Consider the following 16,701-nt stretch of genomic DNA (forward strand, 5'->3'; position numbering starts at 1 on the left):
ATGCACATCCAGTTGAAGCGCATCCATAAGTCGTTTGGTCCGGTCAGTGTATTGAAAGGCGTCGACTTCGAATTGTTACCCGGCGAAATTCATGCATTGATGGGCGAAAACGGTGCCGGTAAATCGACACTCATGAAAGTGATGACCGGGCTTCATCCGCTCGATGAAGGGGAAGTCGTCATCGATGGGGCCGTCCGGCAGTTCAAACATCCAAAAGAAGCCGAGCGCGCTGGCATCGCGTTTATTCACCAAGAGTTGAACATACTACCGGAGCTGACCGTGATGGAAAACTTGTTTCTCGGACGGGAATTGACCGGTCCGTTCGGTGTCATCAAGCAGCAAGAGATGAAGCGTCGGGCGCGGGAGTATTTGGCCGAGTTGAACGTGTTCATGGAAGTCGATCAGCTTGCCAAACAATTATCTGTCGGACAACAGCAGATGATCGAGATCGCCAAAGCGCTCATGACGGATGCGAAAGTCATCGTCATGGACGAACCGACCGCCGCACTCACCGACCGCGAGATTCGAGCGCTGTTCTCGGTATCTCGGGCATTACGTGACCAAGGCGTGTCGATCATCTATATCTCGCACCGGATGGAAGAGATTTTTGAACTATGCGATCGCATCACGGTCCTCCGCGACGGCGTGTCGATTGGGACACATCGCATCAATGAGACATCGTTCGAAGAAATCGTTAAAGAGATGGTCGGGCGAGAGATTGGGGAACGCTATCCGGATCGGAACGCTACGATTGGCGACGTCGTACTTGAAGTCGATGGATTGATAGGTAACCGGTTCCACAATGTCTCGTTTGATGTTCGGGCCGGTGAAATCGTCGGTTTCTCGGGACTCATGGGAGCTGGACGCACCGAAGTGATGCGTGCCTTGTTCGGAGCCGACCGAGCCAAAGCAGGCATCGTCAAACTGAACGGAACCGAAATCCGAATCAAGCAACCGGCAGACGCCATCCGACACGGCATCGCCTTCTTGACGGAAGACCGAAAAGGCGAAGGGTTATTGCTCGACTTCACGTTACGTGAGAACTTATCGCTGCCGACGCTCGAGAAACGAGCCAAGGGGACCATCATCTCACGGCAAGCGGAAGAACAGTTCGCGGACGGTTATTTGAAAAAGCTGCGCGTCAAACATCATTCGATGGAGCAGAAAGTGAAGTCGCTCTCGGGCGGGAACCAACAAAAAATCGTCCTCGGCAAATGGCTCGGCGCCGAGCCGGACGTCTTGATTCTTGATGAACCGACGCGTGGTGTCGATGTCGGGGCGAAAAAAGAGATTTATACAATCATGAGTGAGCTTGCTGAGTCGGGCGTCGCCATCATCATGGTGTCGTCGGATTTACCCGAGGTACTCGGGATGAGCGATCGGATTGTCGTCATGCGAGAAGGTGTCGTCACCGGAACGTTGGCAAAAGACGAGGCGACGCAAGAAAAAGTCATGACATATGCGACAGGAGGACAATGATATGGAATTGAAAGCAGCGACTGCATTAGGTCGACCGCAAAAGCTCGGTTGGGGACAAAAACTCGGACCGTTATTCGGATTGCTCGCCATCATCGTTGTGGTGACAGCGCTCGAACCAGGTTTTCTCTCGTTGAACAACATCTTTAACGTCCTACGCCAAGTGTCCATCAACGCCTTGATTGCGTTCGGGATGACGTTCGTCATTTTGACAGGCGGTATCGACTTATCGGTTGGTTCGATTCTCGCCTTGTCTTCGGCGTTCGTCGCCGGCATGATGGTCGATGGACAACATGCGGTCATGGCCATCGCCCTCGGATTGATCGCCGGTGCTGTGCTCGGTGCGTTCAACGGCGCCGTCATCACATACGGGAAAGTCGCACCGTTCATTGCGACGCTCGCGACGATGACGATTTACCGGGGGTTGACGCTCGTCTATACGGATGGTCGTCCGATTACCGGGTTAGGCGACTCGACGTGGTTCGAACTGCTCGGACGCGGTTACTTCTGGATCATCCCGGTGCCAGCCGTGACGATGTTGATCGCTTTCGGTGTGTTGTACTTCATTTTGAAAAAGACGACGTTCGGTCGTCATACGTACGCGATTGGCGGCAACGAGGAAGCCGCCAAACTGATGGGCATCGGGGTCAATAAAGTCAAAGTCTTGATTTACTCGTTGTCGGGTACGTTAGCGGCGCTCGCCGGCATCATTTTAACATCGCGTCTCAACTCGGCCCAACCGACGGCCGGGACGTCTTATGAACTTGACGCCATCGCAGCGGTCGTTCTCGGGGGAACGAGTCTTGCGGGTGGACGAGGCTGGATTGTCGGGACGCTCATTGGGGCGCTTATTATCGGAACGTTGAACAACGGCTTGAACCTTCTTGGCGTCTCATCGTTCTTCCAACTTGTCGTGAAAGGTGCCGTCATTTTGTTCGCGGTATTACTTGATCGGAAACAAAACGCTTAATCATCGAAAGGGGAAAACAGAAGATGAAAAAATGGACAGCTTGGCTACTCGTATTGACAATGGTCGTCATGGCAGCTTGTTCGACGGAACAACCGGGGACAAGTTCGGAGCAAGAAACAAAAGACGGGGACTTCAAAATCGGGCTCTCGATTTCGACACTAAACAACCCGTTCTTCGTCGCGTTGAAAGACGGTGCGGAAGAGCAAGCAACTGAACTAGATGCGACACTTACGGTGGCCGATGCGCAAAATGATGCAGCCAAACAAGTGAGCGACGTCGAAGACATGATTCAAAAAGGGATGGACTTGATTCTCATCAACCCGACGGATTCAGAAGCAGTCGGTGCAGCCGTTCAAAGTGCGAACGATGCGGGCATTCCGGTCATCACAGTCGACCGTAACGCCGAGTCAGGCGACGTGGTCGCGCACGTGGCGTCAGATAACGTCGCTGGTGGGAAGCTCGCAGGTGAATATATGGTCGAACTCGTCGGTGAAGGCGGGAAAGTCGTCGAGCTCGAAGGCATTCCAGGAGCGTCAGCCACGCGTGACCGTGGTCAAGGGTTCAACGAAGCGATTGACGGAAAACTTGACGTCGTTGCCAAACAGTCGGCTAACTTTGACCGGGCCCAAGGGTTGACGGTCATGGAGAACATCCTACAAGACAATAAAGACATCGTCGCGGTATTCGCTCATAACGATGAGATGGCGCTCGGTGCCGTTCAAGCGTTGAACAGTGCTGGCTTGAACGATGTCAAAGTCATCGGCTTTGATGCGACGGATGATGCCGTCAAGGCGGTCGAAGACGGAACGATGGCCGCGACGGTCGCGCAGAAACCGACGGAGATTGGAAAACTCGGTGTCGAGGCTGCTGTGAACCACTTAAAAGGGGAGACAGTGGAAGAGAACATCCCGGTCGACCTCGAATTGATTAAATAATATGAACAGCCGACGCATTCGAGGTGCGTCGGCTGTTTTTATGCTTGATGAATAGGTTGGAGTGCTTGAACGACTTCGTCTTTGATCGTGACGCCGCTCGCTTCGAGTTCAGCGATTTTATCGGCGAACTGCGGCAAGTACGCTTTGTGGGCGATGAGCAGTTCATCGAGCACCCGTTTCGCGGTCTCGCCGCTCGGGATGAGCGGATTGATGATGAACGCTTGAAGGGCGAGTCCGTAGTCACCGGTCACGGCCGCTTCTTCGACGCACAGCTCCATGTTCTTCATGACTTGGAGCCATCCTTTTTCAGCCGGGGCGAGAGTTCCGAATGCGATTGGTTTCGCGCCGGTCGCACCGATATAGGCCGATACTTCGACGACATCGTCCGGGGCGAGGTCAGGGACGGCCCCGTTGTTCTTCGTCGAGACGACGATATGTGTGTTCTTATTGGCGTAAATCGAGGCGATCGTCTCACACGCCGCATCCGAGTAGTGGGCACCGCCGCGTTTAGACAGTTGCTCCGGTTTATGGTCGAGGTTCGGGTCTTTATAGAGCTCGAACAGCTCGGCTTCCGTCTGCTTCACTTGCTCAGCCCGCGTGCCGACGGACGGGTCCCGATATTCCTCGAGCATGTGGGCGAGCATCTCTTCGGCACGATAGTAGTATCGGTGATAGCCGCAAGGAATCAAATTCATCTGTTGCAGTTGTTCTTGGAAGAACGGCATGTCATGAATATTGGCGGGGATGCCGGAATCACCGTCATACATCTTGTCGATGATGTCGCGCGTGACGTCTTGACCATGCACGTCATGAACCCGGTGCCAGTGGAAGTGGTTCAATCCGGCGAACGAGTAAATCAATTCTTCCGGTTTCTTGCCGATTAGTTCCGGTTCTGCCATCATCGCATTGACCGGCACGTTGCACAGTCCGATGACTTTGTCCCATTTGCCGTAACGGATGACCGCATCGGTCACCATTCCGCTCGGATTCGTGAAGTTGACGAGCCAGGCGTCCGGACAGAGCTGTTTCATGTCTTCGACGATATCAAGGATGACAGGAATGGTACGGAACGCCTTCAAGATGCCGCCGGCCCCGTTCGTCTCTTGGCCGACCATGCCGTACGAGAGCGGGATTCGTTCGTCTTTGATTCGGGCGTCGAGCAAACCGACACGGAACTGGGTCGTGACGAAGTCGGCGTCTTGTAACGCTTCTCGACGGTCGAGCGTCAAGTGGACTTTGACGTCATAAGGGGATGCGTCCCACATCCGCTGCGCCATCTGTCCGACGATGTCGAGCTTGTCTTGGCCGGCTTCGATATCGACGAGCCAAATCTCACGGATGGGTAACTCTTCGTAACGCTTGATGAACCCTTCCATCAATTCTGGTGTGTAGCTGCTGCCGCCCCCAATGGTGACGAGCTTGATTCCGGTTGTCATTTCAATCTCCTCCTCATTTGTTCACAAAAAATTTATGGATGTGTAAATATATTTGCTGGCTGAATGCAACTTCTCATGTCCATTTCAGTATAAAATAAAGAAAAATGAACACAATAGATTTACAGACAACTCCGAAAGCGTTTACAAAATAAAACGCATATATACTTATTTTTGTGAATTCAATTTACGAGAGGAGACCGGACATGCTATTGACCGAGAAAATGAAACAAGACCTGTTCTCTAAATCGGAACGGACCGTCATCGACTATTTGTTCGCCGAACGGGAGCGAATCCACGACAAGACGATGAAACAAATCGCCGAGGTGACGTATACACACCCGTCGATATTAAGTCGTATCGCCATGAAATTGGAGTTTGCGGGTTGGCTCGAGTTGAAGGAACAATTTTTGGAAGAAATCGAGTATTTGAATCGTCACTTCTCGGATATCGATGCCAATGAGCCATTCTCACCCAAGGACAACTTGATGGTCGTGGCGAACAAGCTGGCTGCGCTCAAGCAGATGACGATTGAGGATACGCTGTCGTTGCTCGATCACGAGGCGTTCGAGCAGGCCGTAACGATGTTGTGTGAGGCGCGGCACATCAAAGTCTTTTCTGTCATCCATAATTTGTTGCTCTGTCACGACTTCAAGTCAAAGATGAACCGAATCGGCAAGCAAGTCAGTCTCTGCGAATTCGACGCCGAGTTCGAAGCGGCCAACTCGGACGAAACGACGTGCGCGCTCCTGATCTCATATACGGGGGAAAGTGATTATACGGTCGGGCTTATTCCTTACTTAAAGAAACAACGTGTGCCGGTGCTCGCCTTAACGAGTCTCGGAGAGAACGCGATCTCGCATCAGGCCGACTGCACGCTCCGTTTGACGACCCGTGAGCGCCTCTACTCGAAAATTGGGAGCTTCACGACGAACGATTCGATTCATTGTCTGCTCGACCTGTTGTACGCTGGTGTGTTCTCGAAAGACTATGAGGCGAACATGGCTTACAAAGTGCAAATCTCGAAACGGTTCGATCATCGTAAAAGTTCGAGTGAAGTCATGCAGGAAGACTGAAAACACCCCTTCAAGCGAAGGGGTGTTTGTTCAATCGAGCGAACGCAAGAGCGCGCGCACCGGACTGCCATCTCCTTTGACGATTGGGAGCGGCACGGCGTTCAATTCGTAATCACCAGGGGCGATATGGTCGAGAACGAGTCCTTCGAGAATATGGACCCCATTCCGGGCGAGTGCATGATGCGCCGCCATCTCTTTACTGTCGATTGCGTCGACTGACGGCAAATCGAGACCGATCAAGTAAATCCCAAGTTCGCCGAGCCGGTCGGCGAGTGAAGGTGTGAGTTCAGGGATATGGCTCGGGAACTCCTGCTTATTCGGCCAGCCGTCCGTCTTTAAAATTAATCGCTCGACGCCGGTCAAGTCAAAGCCGTCCAAGTCCGTCGCCTCGATTCGTTCGCGGCCAGGGAGATGGATGACTCGGGCCGGGCCGATATAGAGACCGGGATCAAGGTCGATGACGCGCTGTCCGGCGTCGTCGAAATGGAACGGGGCATCGATGTGCGTGCCTGTATGCAGGCTCATCGTCACTTTCCCGACATTGACCGAACCGCTGTCGGCCATCGGCCAAGCGATTTCGTAACGGAACGCCGTGTCACCTGGCCATGTCGTGATGGAATCTTCGAGTGGTTGCGAAACATCAATCCATGTCATCGTGTTCGTCCTCCTCACAGTTTTGTCCGGACGGTCCAAAGTTCAGGGAAGAAGCGATGGTCGAGGACGCGTCGCAAATAGTTGACGCCGGACGAGCCGCCGGTTCCCATCTTTTGACCGATAATTCGCTCGACCGTGCTCATATGGTTGAAGCGCCACATCTGCTGTTGGCTGCCGATATCGAGCAGTTTCTCTCCGAGCTCATACAAGTCCCAATACTTGTCCACGTCCCGGTACACCTCGGCCCAAGCCGTTTCGACGCTTTCGTTCCATTCCCAGTCTTTCGTGACGTCACGGTTGAGCACGGCGTCATCGATGGCGAGACCACGGCGATGCATTTCGCGGACGGTCATGTCATAGATGCTCGGTGCCTGTAGCGACGACTCGAGAAGCGGATACAATTTCTCGTCATGGGCGTACACGCTGAGTGTGCGCGCGTTCTTAAAGCCGAGCGCGAACTCGATTTGGCGGTTCTGATACGATTGGAAACCAGAAGACGAACCGAGTTTGTCCCGGAACTCCAAATATTCAGCCGGGGTCAACGTCGCGAGGACGCTCCACGACTGGATGAGCTGTTGTTGAATCTTCGAGACGCGGGCGAGCATCTTGAACGAACGCTCGAGCTCTCCCGTCTCGATGGCGGTCACGGCTGCCGTCAGTTCATGCAAAATCAATTTCATCCACAGCTCACTCGTCTGATGGATAATGATGAACAGCATCTCGTCATGATGGTCCGATAAGCGGTGCTGACTCGATAAAATCGGGTCGAGTTGTAAATAGTCACCGTATGACATGTCTTTTGAAAAGTCTGTCTGAATCGATTGCTCGACTTTATGTTCAATCCGTTCACTCATATCGATTCTCCTTAGGCCACGACTTCGCGGACGTTCTCGAACGCCTCGTATTCTTTGTTTTCCATAATTGTCTGTAACGTCATCACGACATCATACACATCGGTGAACGTGTTGTAGAGCGCGACCGGTGCGAGTCGGATGATGTTCGGGGCCCGGAAATCCGGAATGACGCGATGCTGTTTGAGCGCTTTACAGATGCGGGCCGCCTCCGGATGCTCGAGGCTCAAATGGGCACCGCGTTGCGTCTCGTTGCGCGGGCTGCCGATGACGAATCCGTATGGGGCGAGCACCTCATCAATTAATGCAGTCATATACGTCGTCAAAGCGAGTGATTTCTCACGGATGGCGTCCATCCCGACCTCGTTGAACATCTCGAGGGCACCAAGTTGCGGGGCCAGGCTCAAGACGTGCGGTGTCCCGATTTGGAACGCTCCGGCGTCATCGGCCGGCGTCATCGTGTGATCCATATCGAACTGTTTATCTTTGCGTGAACCGAACCAACCGGCCAGGCCAGGTGTTGTCCCGAAATGACGTTCATGGACGAACAGGCCGCCGACACTGCCCGGTCCGCCGTTCAAATGTTTATAGTTGCACCAGTAGGCAAAATCGACACCCCAGTCGTGGAATGCGTGCGGGATGGCGCCGACCGAATGGCAGGCGTCAAAGCCGATCAAGATATCCCGTTCATGCGCCGCCTTGGCGAGACGGGCCATATCGAGAATTTGTCCGCTGCGATAGAGGACGGTCGGCAAGACGATCAAGGCGATCTCGTCCGTCATCGCTGCGATGATGTCTTCTTCCTTCAAATAGCGTCCGTCCAGGCTCGAGACTTGAACCAAATGTTCGCTCGGGTCGAGTCCACGGAGCTCGAGTTGACTCTTCAAGGCGTAGATGTCAGATGGGAAGGTGAGCGTGTCGGCTAAAATCTTCGTCCGCTTGCCTTCCGGTTTAAAGAATGAGGCGACGAGTTGGTGCAAGTTGACCGTCGTCGACCCGGTGACCATCACTTCTTCGGCTCTGGCTCCGACGAGTGGGGCGTTAAGTGCGGCTAATTGTTCCGATAAGTTGAACCAAGGGTGGCGTCCCGACATCCACCCATCAATCCCGAGCTCTTTCCAATCGCTCAGTGATTCGAGTAACGTCCGTTCGGCCCGTTTCGATAACAGGCCGAGCGAGTTACCGTCCATATAAATGCCGTCTTGCGGCAAATAAAATTCTCCCCGGTATGGTGCGAGCGAGTCGCTGGCGTCGCGTGTTTCTGCGTACGCCCGTGTGAAATCTTGAGCCATATCATTTCCCCCTTTGACTTGCGTGTCATGCTGACAAAAGCGTAGCAATCAGGGCATGGCGTGTCAACACGAATGACCGCAGTTCGGGCATGGTTCGCACGTGCTTCTCGCGCGTGTATATGTGATGATGAAATGGAGAGAGTCAATCTGAGGGAATTGGGTGATCAGACCCACGTGAAAGGAGAAGAGGACATGAAACTAATTGCCATCGATTTAGACGGGACGCTATTATCTCGGACAGGTGTCATCACGGAGGCGAACCAAGAGGCAATTCGCCGGCGTCAGGCCAAAGGGGATTTAGTCTCGATTTCTTCCGGACGTTCGATTCATGATATTGAGGAGCTGTTGAAGCGGAGCGATTTGTCGTGCCCGATTTTGTCAGGGAACGGCGCAATCGCCTTCTATGAAAATGAGCGGATTTATTACCATGCGCTCCCGAAAGATGTCGTGCAAGAGTTGTGGGATGTGGCCCACGAGCACGGAGCGTACGTTGAATTCTATACGAACGCCGGAGTGAAAGTGCTCCGATCGGGCACCGATTTGTTGAAGGGTGAGTTGGACGAGGTGTTGCCACATGATCAATCGTTCACACGAGAGTGGGGCGAGCGGGAGATCGAGATTCAAAACGAACAATTCGGGTTGACATACGTCGATGCGATTGAGGACATCGACTTCGAGGCCGACGAAGTGTATAAAGTGTTCGTCTATTCGTTCGACCGGCGCAAGCTGCATGAGCTCCGGAAATTGTATGAACCACGGACAGATATTTTAATCACGACGGCGGGCTGGACAAAGATTGAAATCGGTCATCCGAACGCAAGCAAAGGGATGGCGTTGACGCAGTTAGCGGAGCATCATAACATCCCGCAATCAGACATCGTGGCCATCGGTGACAACTTGAATGATATCTCGATGTTTGAAGTGGCGGAAACACGGATCGCGATGGGGAACGCCGTCGATCCGTTGAAAGACATCAGTACCCATATCACGAAAGATGTCGAAGCGGACGGCGTCGCCTATGCGCTCGACCACTATATCGATAACTAATTTTTGGAGAAATGGTGAACAAGGATTCGTCAATCGATAAAACGGTTAATGTATCTGTGTAGTCCTCATTCAACGTGTTGAGCTGAAAGGGGGCAACGGATGAAACAAAGATTCCATCGTTGTTTAACTGAGGCCGGCTCGGTGAAATGAGAGACATGTTGGATGAAGCATCGGCTGACTAGACGACTCTCCTCGTTCAAGCTGTCGTCCACCTGACCTCGCGTAAGGGGTGAGGGGCAGACAAAAGAGAATCGGTGGGAGACTAGACGTTTAGGCAACTCGGTGTTTCAAAAAAAGGTGGGCCCGATGAGGTTCATGATTGATTTCAACCACATCCGTCAAAACGCAGTCAGAGTCATTGTGGAGACGAGATTCCCGTCAAGGACTTGATTGCTGTTCAGACGAACGCACGCCCCGAAATCACGTTCTGAACCACGTCCGATTTCTAGTTTATATTCATGTACCGCATGGGACGGTCGGCCGGGAAAATTCTCGGTCGGTTGAAAGTCCGCTTTTCTAGAAACGCTCACCGGAAGCGCCACGTTTGTGGCGCTTTTCTTATGGGGCGAAGGTTGTGACGCGGACCGGTCGTTCGCCGATCGCTTGACTTGAAACGTATAGGCGGTGTCCGGCCCCGTCCGCGGACGTTAAACCGTACACGTACGAGGGTACCCGTGTCGCCTGAAATGTTATAATGAATCGCAAGTTGTTGCTGCAAGTCGCGTTAGTTGCTGGATCTTGGTCGAGTAGCAGACGTAGAGGAAAGTTGTAGAGGAGTGAGGGTATGCCAAAGATTTATTGGCTCGGGACGTTCGTGAGCGGAGTGATTCTGACGACGATGGGAGAAGCAGGCGGAGTCCCACGGATCGTGCCCTATTTTTTGATGGCGCTCGGTGTGACCGGGTTTCTCGTTCAATCTTGGTTCGAACAAAAACGACGCCGTTAAGCCGGCGTCGTTTTTCATTACATCGATTCTAGGAGTTGGTCAAGCAGCGTGTCGATGTCAGCTTGGAGGACATCGGCCCGGTGTTGCAACGTCATCAGCTCGGTGAGGTCGTTCGTCTTATTCATCTGATGAAGAAGTTCCTGATGCGCTTCTTCAAGCGCAGACAGACGAGCCTCATCCGCCGAGATGTCTCGAGCCTCGACCGCCGTCACGGTCGCTTCTGTTGATTTCGTTTTCTTCGGTACCTCCACGACTGCTTCCGGTTCGTACTGGCGTTTTTCGAGCGCATACGTGACATTTCCCGGGAAACGTGTCGCTGTAACGTCAAGCCAATAGGTGACGGGGAACAGTTTGTTCAAGAAGTAGCGGTCGTGCGAGACGGCGACGAGCGTTCCGGTGAAACGATCGAGCGCGTCTTCAAGCGCTTCGCGTGCTTCAATGTCGAGGTGGTTCGTCGGTTCGTCCAAGACGAGCACGTTCACATCCTCATGCATGAGAATGGCGAGCATGAGCCGCATCTTCTCGCCACCGCTCAAATCTTTGACCGGTTTAAAGACGCTCGCACCATAGAAGAGGAATTGGGCCAACAGTTGACGGGCCTTTCCCTCGTCGACGGCAATCCGGTCGCGGAACGCCTCGATGAGCCGGTGGGAGTCCTCGAAGTCGATGTGTTGGGACAAGTAGCCGATGCGGGCCCGTTCCGCTCGTCTTACCGTACCCGTCGTCGGTTCGAGTTGACCGAGTAACACTTTCAACAGTGTCGATTTACCGCTCCCGTTCGGACCGACGATGGCGACACGCTCCCCGTGACCGGTGTAGAACGACACGTGCTCGAAGATGGTCCGATCGTAACTGACGGTCACATCGGTCGCCTCGAACACATCACGGCCGGTCCGTCCGTTCGCTGTGAACTGGATGTCCGGTTGGACGGCTTCGAGGCGAGGGCGCTTAATCGTCTCGATGCGGGCGAGCGCCTTCTCCATCGATTTGGCACGGCGGTAAAATTTCTCGTTCGGCGGATTGCCCTCGTTCGCCCATTGCCGAAGCTGGCGAATCGTCTCTTTCATCTTCTTGATTTTCTTTTGTTGCTCCGTGTAGGCGTGGAACTGATCGAGCAATCGTTTTTCTTTTTGCGCAACGAACGCGCTGTAATTGCCGTCAAAACTCGTCAATTTCCCGTCCTCGCACTCGACGATGCGCGTGGCGACTGCATCGAGAAAGACGCGGTCGTGCGAGACGAGGAGTAACGTGGACGGACTTTCACGCAGGAACGTCTCGAGCCAAGCCATCGCCTCTAAATCGAGATGGTTCGTCGGTTCGTCCAGGATGAGCAGTTCCGGTTCTTGGAGCAATGCCAAGGCGAGGCCGACTTTGGTCCGTTCGCCGCCACTGAGCGTATCGAACGGTCGGTCGACGAAGCGGGTCAGGCGCAGCCCGTCGATCATCGCGTTCACTTTTGAATCGATGACGTACCCGCCACCGTTCTCATAGCGCGTCTGCAAGGTACCGTACGTCTCGAGCAGCGCGTCGATGTCGTCATTTGAGGCCATCTGTTCCTCGAGCTGTCGCATCTCGTCACCGAGTCGCGTCAACTCGGCGAACGCGGTGTAGAGCACGTCTCGACCTGATTTACCGGGATGGGCCGGGATTTGGGCCAAATAGCCGATGTGTAACCGTTGCTTGCGATAAATGGTCCCTTCGTCTGGCGAATCGGCACCGACGATGAGACGCAGAAGCGTCGTCTTGCCGCTCCCGTTTCGCCCGACAAGCCCGATTCGTTCGCCGGCGTTCACATGAAGATTGGCATCGGTCAAGACGGCATGACCGCCAAATTGTTTTTGGATGTGTTGTAACTCGATTAACATGAGTGGTTCCTCCTAAAGTAGAGGCCTATCAAAAAAGCCGAGCGCAAAGAAGCGCTCGGCAAGAGAGAGAGGCGCTTTGTCGTATTTCAGCAATGTCTAAAAAAGGACAGACGGGTCCTGTGATTATGCGACATCGTGAAAAATCGCACGCAAAATGTACAAATGTTCTGTTGACCAATGCGTACGTCCGACAAAGTTCACCTTTCTCCCTCCTTTCTATCATCATTACGCTCATTGTAAGCGATTTCGGCTTGTTCGACAACTAGGGGACAGGAATATCGAGGACCGATGTCGTATTGTTTAGACATCAGGAAGGAGGGACGCCATGCGCAAGGAATGGCTCGGTGCCATCAGTTTAACGCTCGCCGCCAGTATTTGGGGCGGGATGTACGTCGTCAGTAAATATGCGCTCGGCTATATCGAACCGTTCACGCTCATCTGGATGCGCTATGCCGTCGCGTTTGTCGTCCTGTTCGCGATGTGGTGGGCGTTCGGGCGCGAGCAAATCGGTCGACGCGACTGGAAATGGATTGCGCTCGTCGGCGTCATCGGATACGTTGCCTCGATTTCGTTTCAGTTCATTGGCACGAAACTATCCGACGCCCATACGGGATCGCTCGTCACGGCGGCGACACCGGCGTTCATGGTGATTTTCGCCCGAGTCATCTTGAAAGAGCGGCTCACACCTGTCAAAATCGGGTCACTCCTGTTGGCGACGCTCGGTGTCATCATCGTTGTCGGTTGGCACGTCGAAGGCACGTATTTCATCGGGAGCCTCGTCTTGGTCGGTGCGGCCGTCACGTGGGCGCTCATGTCCATCTATGTGAAAATCGCATCCGAGACGATGTCGTCGTTGACGATCACGACGTTCGCCATCGGTATCGCCTTCGTGTTGATGACGCCGCTCATGGGAGTGGAAGTGGCCGCATCCGGCTTACCGAATATGACCATGGTGCTGTGGATGAGCGTATTGTATGTCGGCATCATCTCGACAGCCGGGGCGTTCTTCTTTTGGAACAAAGGGCTCGAACTCATGGATGCGAGCGTCGGTTCGCTGTTCTTCTTCTTCCAACCGCTCGTCGGGGGTTACCTCGGCTGGCTCGTCCTCGACGAACGACTCGACCGCAACTTCTTTATCGGCGCCGCCTGTATCGTCATGGCCGTCACGTGGTCGACACTCGACGAGCGACGGCAAAAGCGTGTCCGCGAGACACGTCAAGCTGAGGAGCGCCATATCTTATAACCAAAGACGACCGACCCGCTCTGGGCCGATCGTCTTTTTAAAATCCGTGATGATCGAGTTTGTCTTCGTCGCGCTTCATCTCGAGTTCGAGCCGCTGAATCGCGAGTTTCTCTTGCTCGATTTTGAGTCGAAGTTCTTCTAAACGCGCCTTCCGTGTCTTATTAAATGTATCTGCGGCGATGGACACGACGACGATGACCATAATGTAGAAAAAGAAATCCATTTGATACGCCTCCTTTTAGTGTGAGCCGAACAAATCCGTCACCAGCTGTTGTGTGAGGAGCGCCTCACGACCGTCCGTCATGATGGCTGTATCCTCGGTCACTGCCGATATAAAGTGGTCGATTGCCCCTTGGAAGCCTCGTTGGGTCAGGAGCGTGTCCCATGACCCGAACGTCTTCGTTGAATGGGCGCCGTGCTCGAACCGTTGAAGCGTCACCATCTCATCGACCGTCACGCGCAGTCCGTCGCGGATGGCGCTGAGTCCTTCATGATTCGTCCCGGCTTTACGGTGCATCGACGTCGTGTGCAGTCCGTGCTCGTCTTGCCAGATATGGCGCGCGAAGTGGAGACCGTTCGCCTCGGTCGTCGCGATTTGGCCCGTCACTAAGCGCAACTCGCTTCCGGCGAAGTACCGGAGCGTGTCGACGACATGCAAATAGTCATCGAGCAATGTGAACTGATAGTCGTGGCCGCGCAATCCGTCCCCGCGATGCTTGACGAAGTCGAGCGTGTGGAATGGGGCTGCTGCTTTCACGTGCTGATACATCGGGGCGAACCGGCGATTGAAGCCAACCATGAGCTTCCGGTTCGTCTGCTCGGCCAGCTCGACGAGACGTTCCGCCTGTTCGATTGTCGCAGCGAGTGGTTTATCGACATACACATCGACACCGTTTGCGAGCAGATAAGAGACGACGTCGAAATGCGTCTCGGTCGAACTGTGGACGAACGCCGCGTCGACGGCTGCCGCGAGCTCGGGCAGTCCCGTGAATGATTCCATCCGGTGGGCCCGACAGATCGCCTCACGTTTGGCGACGGTCGGGGAATAGGCACCGACGAGTTCGAACGACGTGCTGTTCGTTAAAATCGGTAAGTACGCTTTCTGAGCGATGCCGCCGAGACCGACGACACCAATTTTAGGCTGACGCATATGTACCACTCCTTTTCTATCATCATAACGAAAAAAGAACCGAATGACACGTACGCGCGGTGCGTCAGGTCATTCGGTCCTTGCTTATAGGCTGGCACTGAGCACGATGTCGCCCTCGGGTGCCGTGTTGCCCCGTTCGGGTTCTTTCGTGACAGCAACGGTATCCCAGTCCATCTCTGATTCGGTCGAATCGAGCGTATAGATGACGGTCCCGTTCCCTTTGTCGTCCGTGACGAACGCCCCGGTCGGAATCGGCGAGCCGTCTTTTAACAACCAAACTTGATACACTTCGTTCGCTTCGAGCGCATCGAGTCCGTTCGTCTGGACGATGAGCTGGCGCTGGCCGTCCTGTTCGGCGAGGTAAGCCACGCCTTCCGATTCGCCTTCGAGCGGGACGGTCTCGGTCAAGGCGATTCCGCTCGGATCATCTTGGTTCAAGAGCAGATAGCCGTTCCCGATCAAGGAGAGCATGAGTGCGGCCGCGAGAGCGAGCGCCCCCCATGGCGTCTTCTGTTTCTTCTTCGTGGTTGTGAACGGTGTGATCGGGGTCGGTTCGTCTTGCTTCGACTCCGTCTCCGTCTTGTCTTCTGCGAACACGTTGTCGAGGATGCGTGCCTTCATCCCGCTTGGCGGTTCAGCCGGTTCAGAGAGGAACGCGACGCCGCCGACGAGGGCCTCGAGTTGTTCGAGCTCTTCTTGACATGTTTGACATGTCGCGAGATGCGCTTCAAACCGGATGCGTTCGTCTTCTGTCAAATGCTGGTTGAAATAATCGATCAATTGGTCACAAGCGTTCATCGTTCCACCTCCTTATCATTCAAATCATGGGATAAATGCCTTCGTAACTGTTTCAACGCTAATCGAATCCTTCCTTTTACAGTACCGAGCGGGATGCCGCACGTATCGGCAATCTTTTGTTGGCTGAGCCCTTGGAAGTACATGAGACGGACGACTTGTTGTTGCTCGGCCGGCAGTTCGGCCATCGCCGTCTCGATTTGGGTCCGCTCTTCTTGCCATTCGACCTCGGTCTCGACGGACGGGGCCGGGGACGGGATGGCTTCCGCGTAGGACTCATCCAGTTGCAGGTCAGGTTTTCGTTTGCGAATCAAGTCGATTGTGACGTGACGGCTCATCGTGAACAGCCACGATTTGAATTTTCCTTTTGTCTCATCATACACGCCGCCACCGCGCCATAGCTTGATGAATACTTCTTGCATCGCTTCTTCGGCGAGGTCGCGGTCTTTCGTCAACTGCATGACGAACGCGTAGAGGATTCGTTCATAGCGGTCATAAAGTGTCTCGAGCGCTTGTTTGTCTTTTTGCCTGACACGCTCGTACAATTCAATATCAGTCATGGCTTGCTCCTTTACACATAAGGGAATCCCTTGTATTGATCTAACGGATGAAACCGTAAAATGGATGCCTATTTGACGTGACTATTTTGTGAACAGTCAAGATTTCCCCGCGTCTAACGGGAACAACTGGACGTCATCCCTCCGATACGGCGGAACAGGCGTAGATTCAAGGCGCTGAGCAGGCGGTAGGTCACGTAACTGAACAGCGTTGCTGTGAACAAAGTGACGAGAAGCGCCGAGCCGCTCGGGAGCCATTGTTGCCAGACCGAATAGGACCGGACCCCAAACAAAAAGGTGAAGACGAGCCCGAACCCGATCACGATTCCGCTATACTGACAGTAGTAACGGCTTAATCGATTTTTCATGATGCCACGTCCTTTCTCTTTTACTATACGAGATGGGGTATGA

The 16,701-nt window shown here is 53.9% G+C and carries 17 protein-coding genes; 7 read left to right on the forward strand and 10 right to left on the reverse strand.

What is annotated here, in order from left to right:
* The 3 genes from KNP84_RS12970 to rbsB are packed head-to-tail and all read left to right on the forward strand — an operon-like array spanning position 1 to position 3,381.
* Positions 1 to 1,479 (forward strand): sugar ABC transporter ATP-binding protein, encoded by a 1,479-nt coding sequence (locus KNP84_RS12970; protein ID WP_021065941.1) that lies wholly within the window; start codon positions 1 to 3, stop codon positions 1,477 to 1,479.
* A 1-nt stretch (position 1,480) separates the two neighbouring features.
* On the forward strand, positions 1,481 to 2,446 hold the full coding sequence (locus tag KNP84_RS12975) for an ABC transporter permease subunit (RefSeq protein WP_021065942.1): 966 nt from the start codon (positions 1,481 to 1,483) through the stop codon (positions 2,444 to 2,446).
* Positions 2,447 to 2,469: 23 nt separating this feature from the next.
* Complete coding sequence (rbsB, locus tag KNP84_RS12980) at positions 2,470 to 3,381, forward strand: ribose ABC transporter substrate-binding protein RbsB (RefSeq protein ID WP_021065943.1); 912 nt, start codon at positions 2,470 to 2,472, stop codon at positions 3,379 to 3,381.
* Between the two features lie 38 nt (positions 3,382 to 3,419).
* On the opposite strand, the gene KNP84_RS12985 is transcribed toward rbsB, so the two are convergent.
* Positions 3,420 to 4,817 (reverse strand): 6-phospho-beta-glucosidase, encoded by a 1,398-nt coding sequence (locus KNP84_RS12985; protein WP_215114930.1) that lies wholly within the window; start codon positions 4,815 to 4,817, stop codon positions 3,420 to 3,422.
* A gap of 203 nt (positions 4,818 to 5,020) precedes the next feature.
* On the opposite strand from KNP84_RS12985, the gene KNP84_RS12990 reads away from it, so the two are divergent.
* Positions 5,021 to 5,890 carry a MurR/RpiR family transcriptional regulator gene (locus KNP84_RS12990; protein WP_021065945.1) on the forward strand — a complete coding sequence of 290 codons (870 nt, stop codon included), beginning with the start codon at positions 5,021 to 5,023 and terminating at the stop codon, positions 5,888 to 5,890.
* A 30-nt stretch (positions 5,891 to 5,920) separates the two neighbouring features.
* Here the strand turns inward: KNP84_RS12990 and kynB are convergent, their stop codons facing one another.
* Genes kynB through kynU form a run of 3 tightly spaced genes read right to left on the reverse strand, consistent with a single transcriptional unit; the run spans position 5,921 to position 8,687 of the window.
* Positions 5,921 to 6,544 carry an arylformamidase gene (gene kynB, locus KNP84_RS12995; RefSeq protein WP_021065946.1) on the reverse strand — a complete coding sequence of 208 codons (624 nt, stop codon included), beginning with the start codon at positions 6,542 to 6,544 and terminating at the stop codon, positions 5,921 to 5,923.
* Positions 6,545 to 6,558: 14 nt separating this feature from the next.
* Positions 6,559 to 7,398: a tryptophan 2,3-dioxygenase gene (gene kynA, locus KNP84_RS13000; protein ID WP_214830610.1), complete on the reverse strand. Its 840-nt coding sequence runs from the start codon at positions 7,396 to 7,398 to the stop codon at positions 6,559 to 6,561.
* A gap of 11 nt (positions 7,399 to 7,409) precedes the next feature.
* Positions 7,410 to 8,687 carry a kynureninase gene (gene kynU, locus KNP84_RS13005; RefSeq protein WP_214830612.1) on the reverse strand — a complete coding sequence of 426 codons (1,278 nt, stop codon included), beginning with the start codon at positions 8,685 to 8,687 and terminating at the stop codon, positions 7,410 to 7,412.
* A 192-nt stretch (positions 8,688 to 8,879) separates the two neighbouring features.
* Here kynU and KNP84_RS13010 point away from each other — a divergent pair, with 192 nt between their 5' ends.
* Together KNP84_RS13010 and KNP84_RS13015 are read left to right on the forward strand one after the other, a co-directional pair.
* Positions 8,880 to 9,734, forward strand: coding sequence for an HAD family hydrolase (locus tag KNP84_RS13010; RefSeq protein WP_214830614.1), 855 nt, complete (start codon positions 8,880 to 8,882; stop codon positions 9,732 to 9,734).
* 784 nt (positions 9,735 to 10,518) lie between these two features.
* Positions 10,519 to 10,680, forward strand: coding sequence for a hypothetical protein (locus KNP84_RS13015; protein WP_201455035.1), 162 nt, complete (start codon positions 10,519 to 10,521; stop codon positions 10,678 to 10,680).
* A gap of 17 nt (positions 10,681 to 10,697) precedes the next feature.
* Here the strand turns inward: KNP84_RS13015 and abc-f are convergent, their stop codons facing one another.
* Positions 10,698 to 12,545 (reverse strand): ribosomal protection-like ABC-F family protein, encoded by a 1,848-nt coding sequence (gene abc-f, locus KNP84_RS13020; RefSeq protein ID WP_215114931.1) that lies wholly within the window; start codon positions 12,543 to 12,545, stop codon positions 10,698 to 10,700.
* Between the two features lie 325 nt (positions 12,546 to 12,870).
* On the opposite strand from abc-f, the gene KNP84_RS13025 reads away from it, so the two are divergent.
* On the forward strand, positions 12,871 to 13,788 hold the full coding sequence (locus KNP84_RS13025) for a DMT family transporter (protein WP_215114932.1): 918 nt from the start codon (positions 12,871 to 12,873) through the stop codon (positions 13,786 to 13,788).
* A gap of 37 nt (positions 13,789 to 13,825) precedes the next feature.
* On the opposite strand, the gene KNP84_RS13030 is transcribed toward KNP84_RS13025, so the two are convergent.
* The 5 genes from KNP84_RS13030 to KNP84_RS13050 all read right to left on the reverse strand — a co-directional run bounded on the left by KNP84_RS13030 (position 13,826) and on the right by KNP84_RS13050 (position 16,658).
* Entirely contained in the window at positions 13,826 to 14,011 is a 186-nt protein-coding gene (locus KNP84_RS13030) for a hypothetical protein (protein ID WP_021065953.1), read from the reverse strand.
* Positions 14,012 to 14,026: 15 nt separating this feature from the next.
* The gene (locus KNP84_RS13035; RefSeq protein ID WP_215114933.1) at positions 14,027 to 14,938 is read right to left on the reverse strand and encodes a Gfo/Idh/MocA family protein; all 912 of its coding nucleotides are present in this window, start codon (positions 14,936 to 14,938) and stop codon (positions 14,027 to 14,029) included.
* 84 nt (positions 14,939 to 15,022) lie between these two features.
* The gene (locus tag KNP84_RS13040) at positions 15,023 to 15,736 is read right to left on the reverse strand and encodes an anti-sigma factor (protein WP_215114934.1); all 714 of its coding nucleotides are present in this window, start codon (positions 15,734 to 15,736) and stop codon (positions 15,023 to 15,025) included.
* The gene (locus KNP84_RS13045; RefSeq protein WP_214803226.1) at positions 15,733 to 16,293 is read right to left on the reverse strand and encodes an RNA polymerase sigma factor; all 561 of its coding nucleotides are present in this window, start codon (positions 16,291 to 16,293) and stop codon (positions 15,733 to 15,735) included. The genes KNP84_RS13040 and KNP84_RS13045 overlap by 4 nt, the downstream gene beginning before the upstream one ends.
* Positions 16,294 to 16,406: 113 nt before the next feature.
* Positions 16,407 to 16,658, reverse strand: a complete 252-nt coding sequence (locus KNP84_RS13050) for a hypothetical protein (protein WP_215114935.1) — start codon at positions 16,656 to 16,658, stop codon at positions 16,407 to 16,409.
* Positions 16,659 to 16,701: the final 43 nt, after the last annotated feature.

Origin of the sequence: Exiguobacterium sp. s70 (assembly GCF_018618315.1) — a bacterium.
Classification (GTDB): domain Bacteria; phylum Bacillota; class Bacilli; order Exiguobacteriales; family Exiguobacteriaceae; genus Exiguobacterium; species Exiguobacterium chiriqhucha.

What these genes read in the sequence shown, in the direction of transcription:
- KNP84_RS13010 (WP_214830614.1), top strand. Translation starts at nt 8,880, where the DNA reads ATGAAACTAATTGCCATCGATTTAGACGGGACGCTATTATCTCGGACA.
- KNP84_RS12975 (WP_021065942.1), top strand. Translation starts at nt 1,481, where the DNA reads ATGGAATTGAAAGCAGCGACTGCATTAGGTCGACCGCAAAAGCTCGGT.
- KNP84_RS13050 (WP_215114935.1), bottom strand. Translation starts at nt 16,658, where the DNA reads ATGAAAAATCGATTAAGCCGTTACTACTGTCAGTATAGCGGAATCGTG.
- KNP84_RS12970 (WP_021065941.1), top strand. Translation starts at nt 1, where the DNA reads ATGCACATCCAGTTGAAGCGCATCCATAAGTCGTTTGGTCCGGTCAGT.
- KNP84_RS12990 (WP_021065945.1), top strand. Translation starts at nt 5,021, where the DNA reads ATGCTATTGACCGAGAAAATGAAACAAGACCTGTTCTCTAAATCGGAA.
- KNP84_RS13015 (WP_201455035.1), top strand. Translation starts at nt 10,519, where the DNA reads ATGCCAAAGATTTATTGGCTCGGGACGTTCGTGAGCGGAGTGATTCTG.
- KNP84_RS13025 (WP_215114932.1), top strand. Translation starts at nt 12,871, where the DNA reads ATGCGCAAGGAATGGCTCGGTGCCATCAGTTTAACGCTCGCCGCCAGT.
- KNP84_RS13030 (WP_021065953.1), bottom strand. Translation starts at nt 14,011, where the DNA reads ATGGATTTCTTTTTCTACATTATGGTCATCGTCGTCGTGTCCATCGCC.
- kynA (WP_214830610.1), bottom strand. Translation starts at nt 7,398, where the DNA reads ATGAGTGAACGGATTGAACATAAAGTCGAGCAATCGATTCAGACAGAC.
- rbsB (WP_021065943.1), top strand. Translation starts at nt 2,470, where the DNA reads ATGAAAAAATGGACAGCTTGGCTACTCGTATTGACAATGGTCGTCATG.
- KNP84_RS13045 (WP_214803226.1), bottom strand. Translation starts at nt 16,293, where the DNA reads ATGACTGATATTGAATTGTACGAGCGTGTCAGGCAAAAAGACAAACAA.
- abc-f (WP_215114931.1), bottom strand. Translation starts at nt 12,545, where the DNA reads ATGTTAATCGAGTTACAACACATCCAAAAACAATTTGGCGGTCATGCC.
- kynU (WP_214830612.1), bottom strand. Translation starts at nt 8,687, where the DNA reads ATGGCTCAAGATTTCACACGGGCGTACGCAGAAACACGCGACGCCAGC.
- KNP84_RS12985 (WP_215114930.1), bottom strand. Translation starts at nt 4,817, where the DNA reads ATGACAACCGGAATCAAGCTCGTCACCATTGGGGGCGGCAGCAGCTAC.
- KNP84_RS13035 (WP_215114933.1), bottom strand. Translation starts at nt 14,938, where the DNA reads ATGCGTCAGCCTAAAATTGGTGTCGTCGGTCTCGGCGGCATCGCTCAG.
- KNP84_RS13040 (WP_215114934.1), bottom strand. Translation starts at nt 15,736, where the DNA reads ATGAACGCTTGTGACCAATTGATCGATTATTTCAACCAGCATTTGACA.
- kynB (WP_021065946.1), bottom strand. Translation starts at nt 6,544, where the DNA reads ATGACATGGATTGATGTTTCGCAACCACTCGAAGATTCCATCACGACA.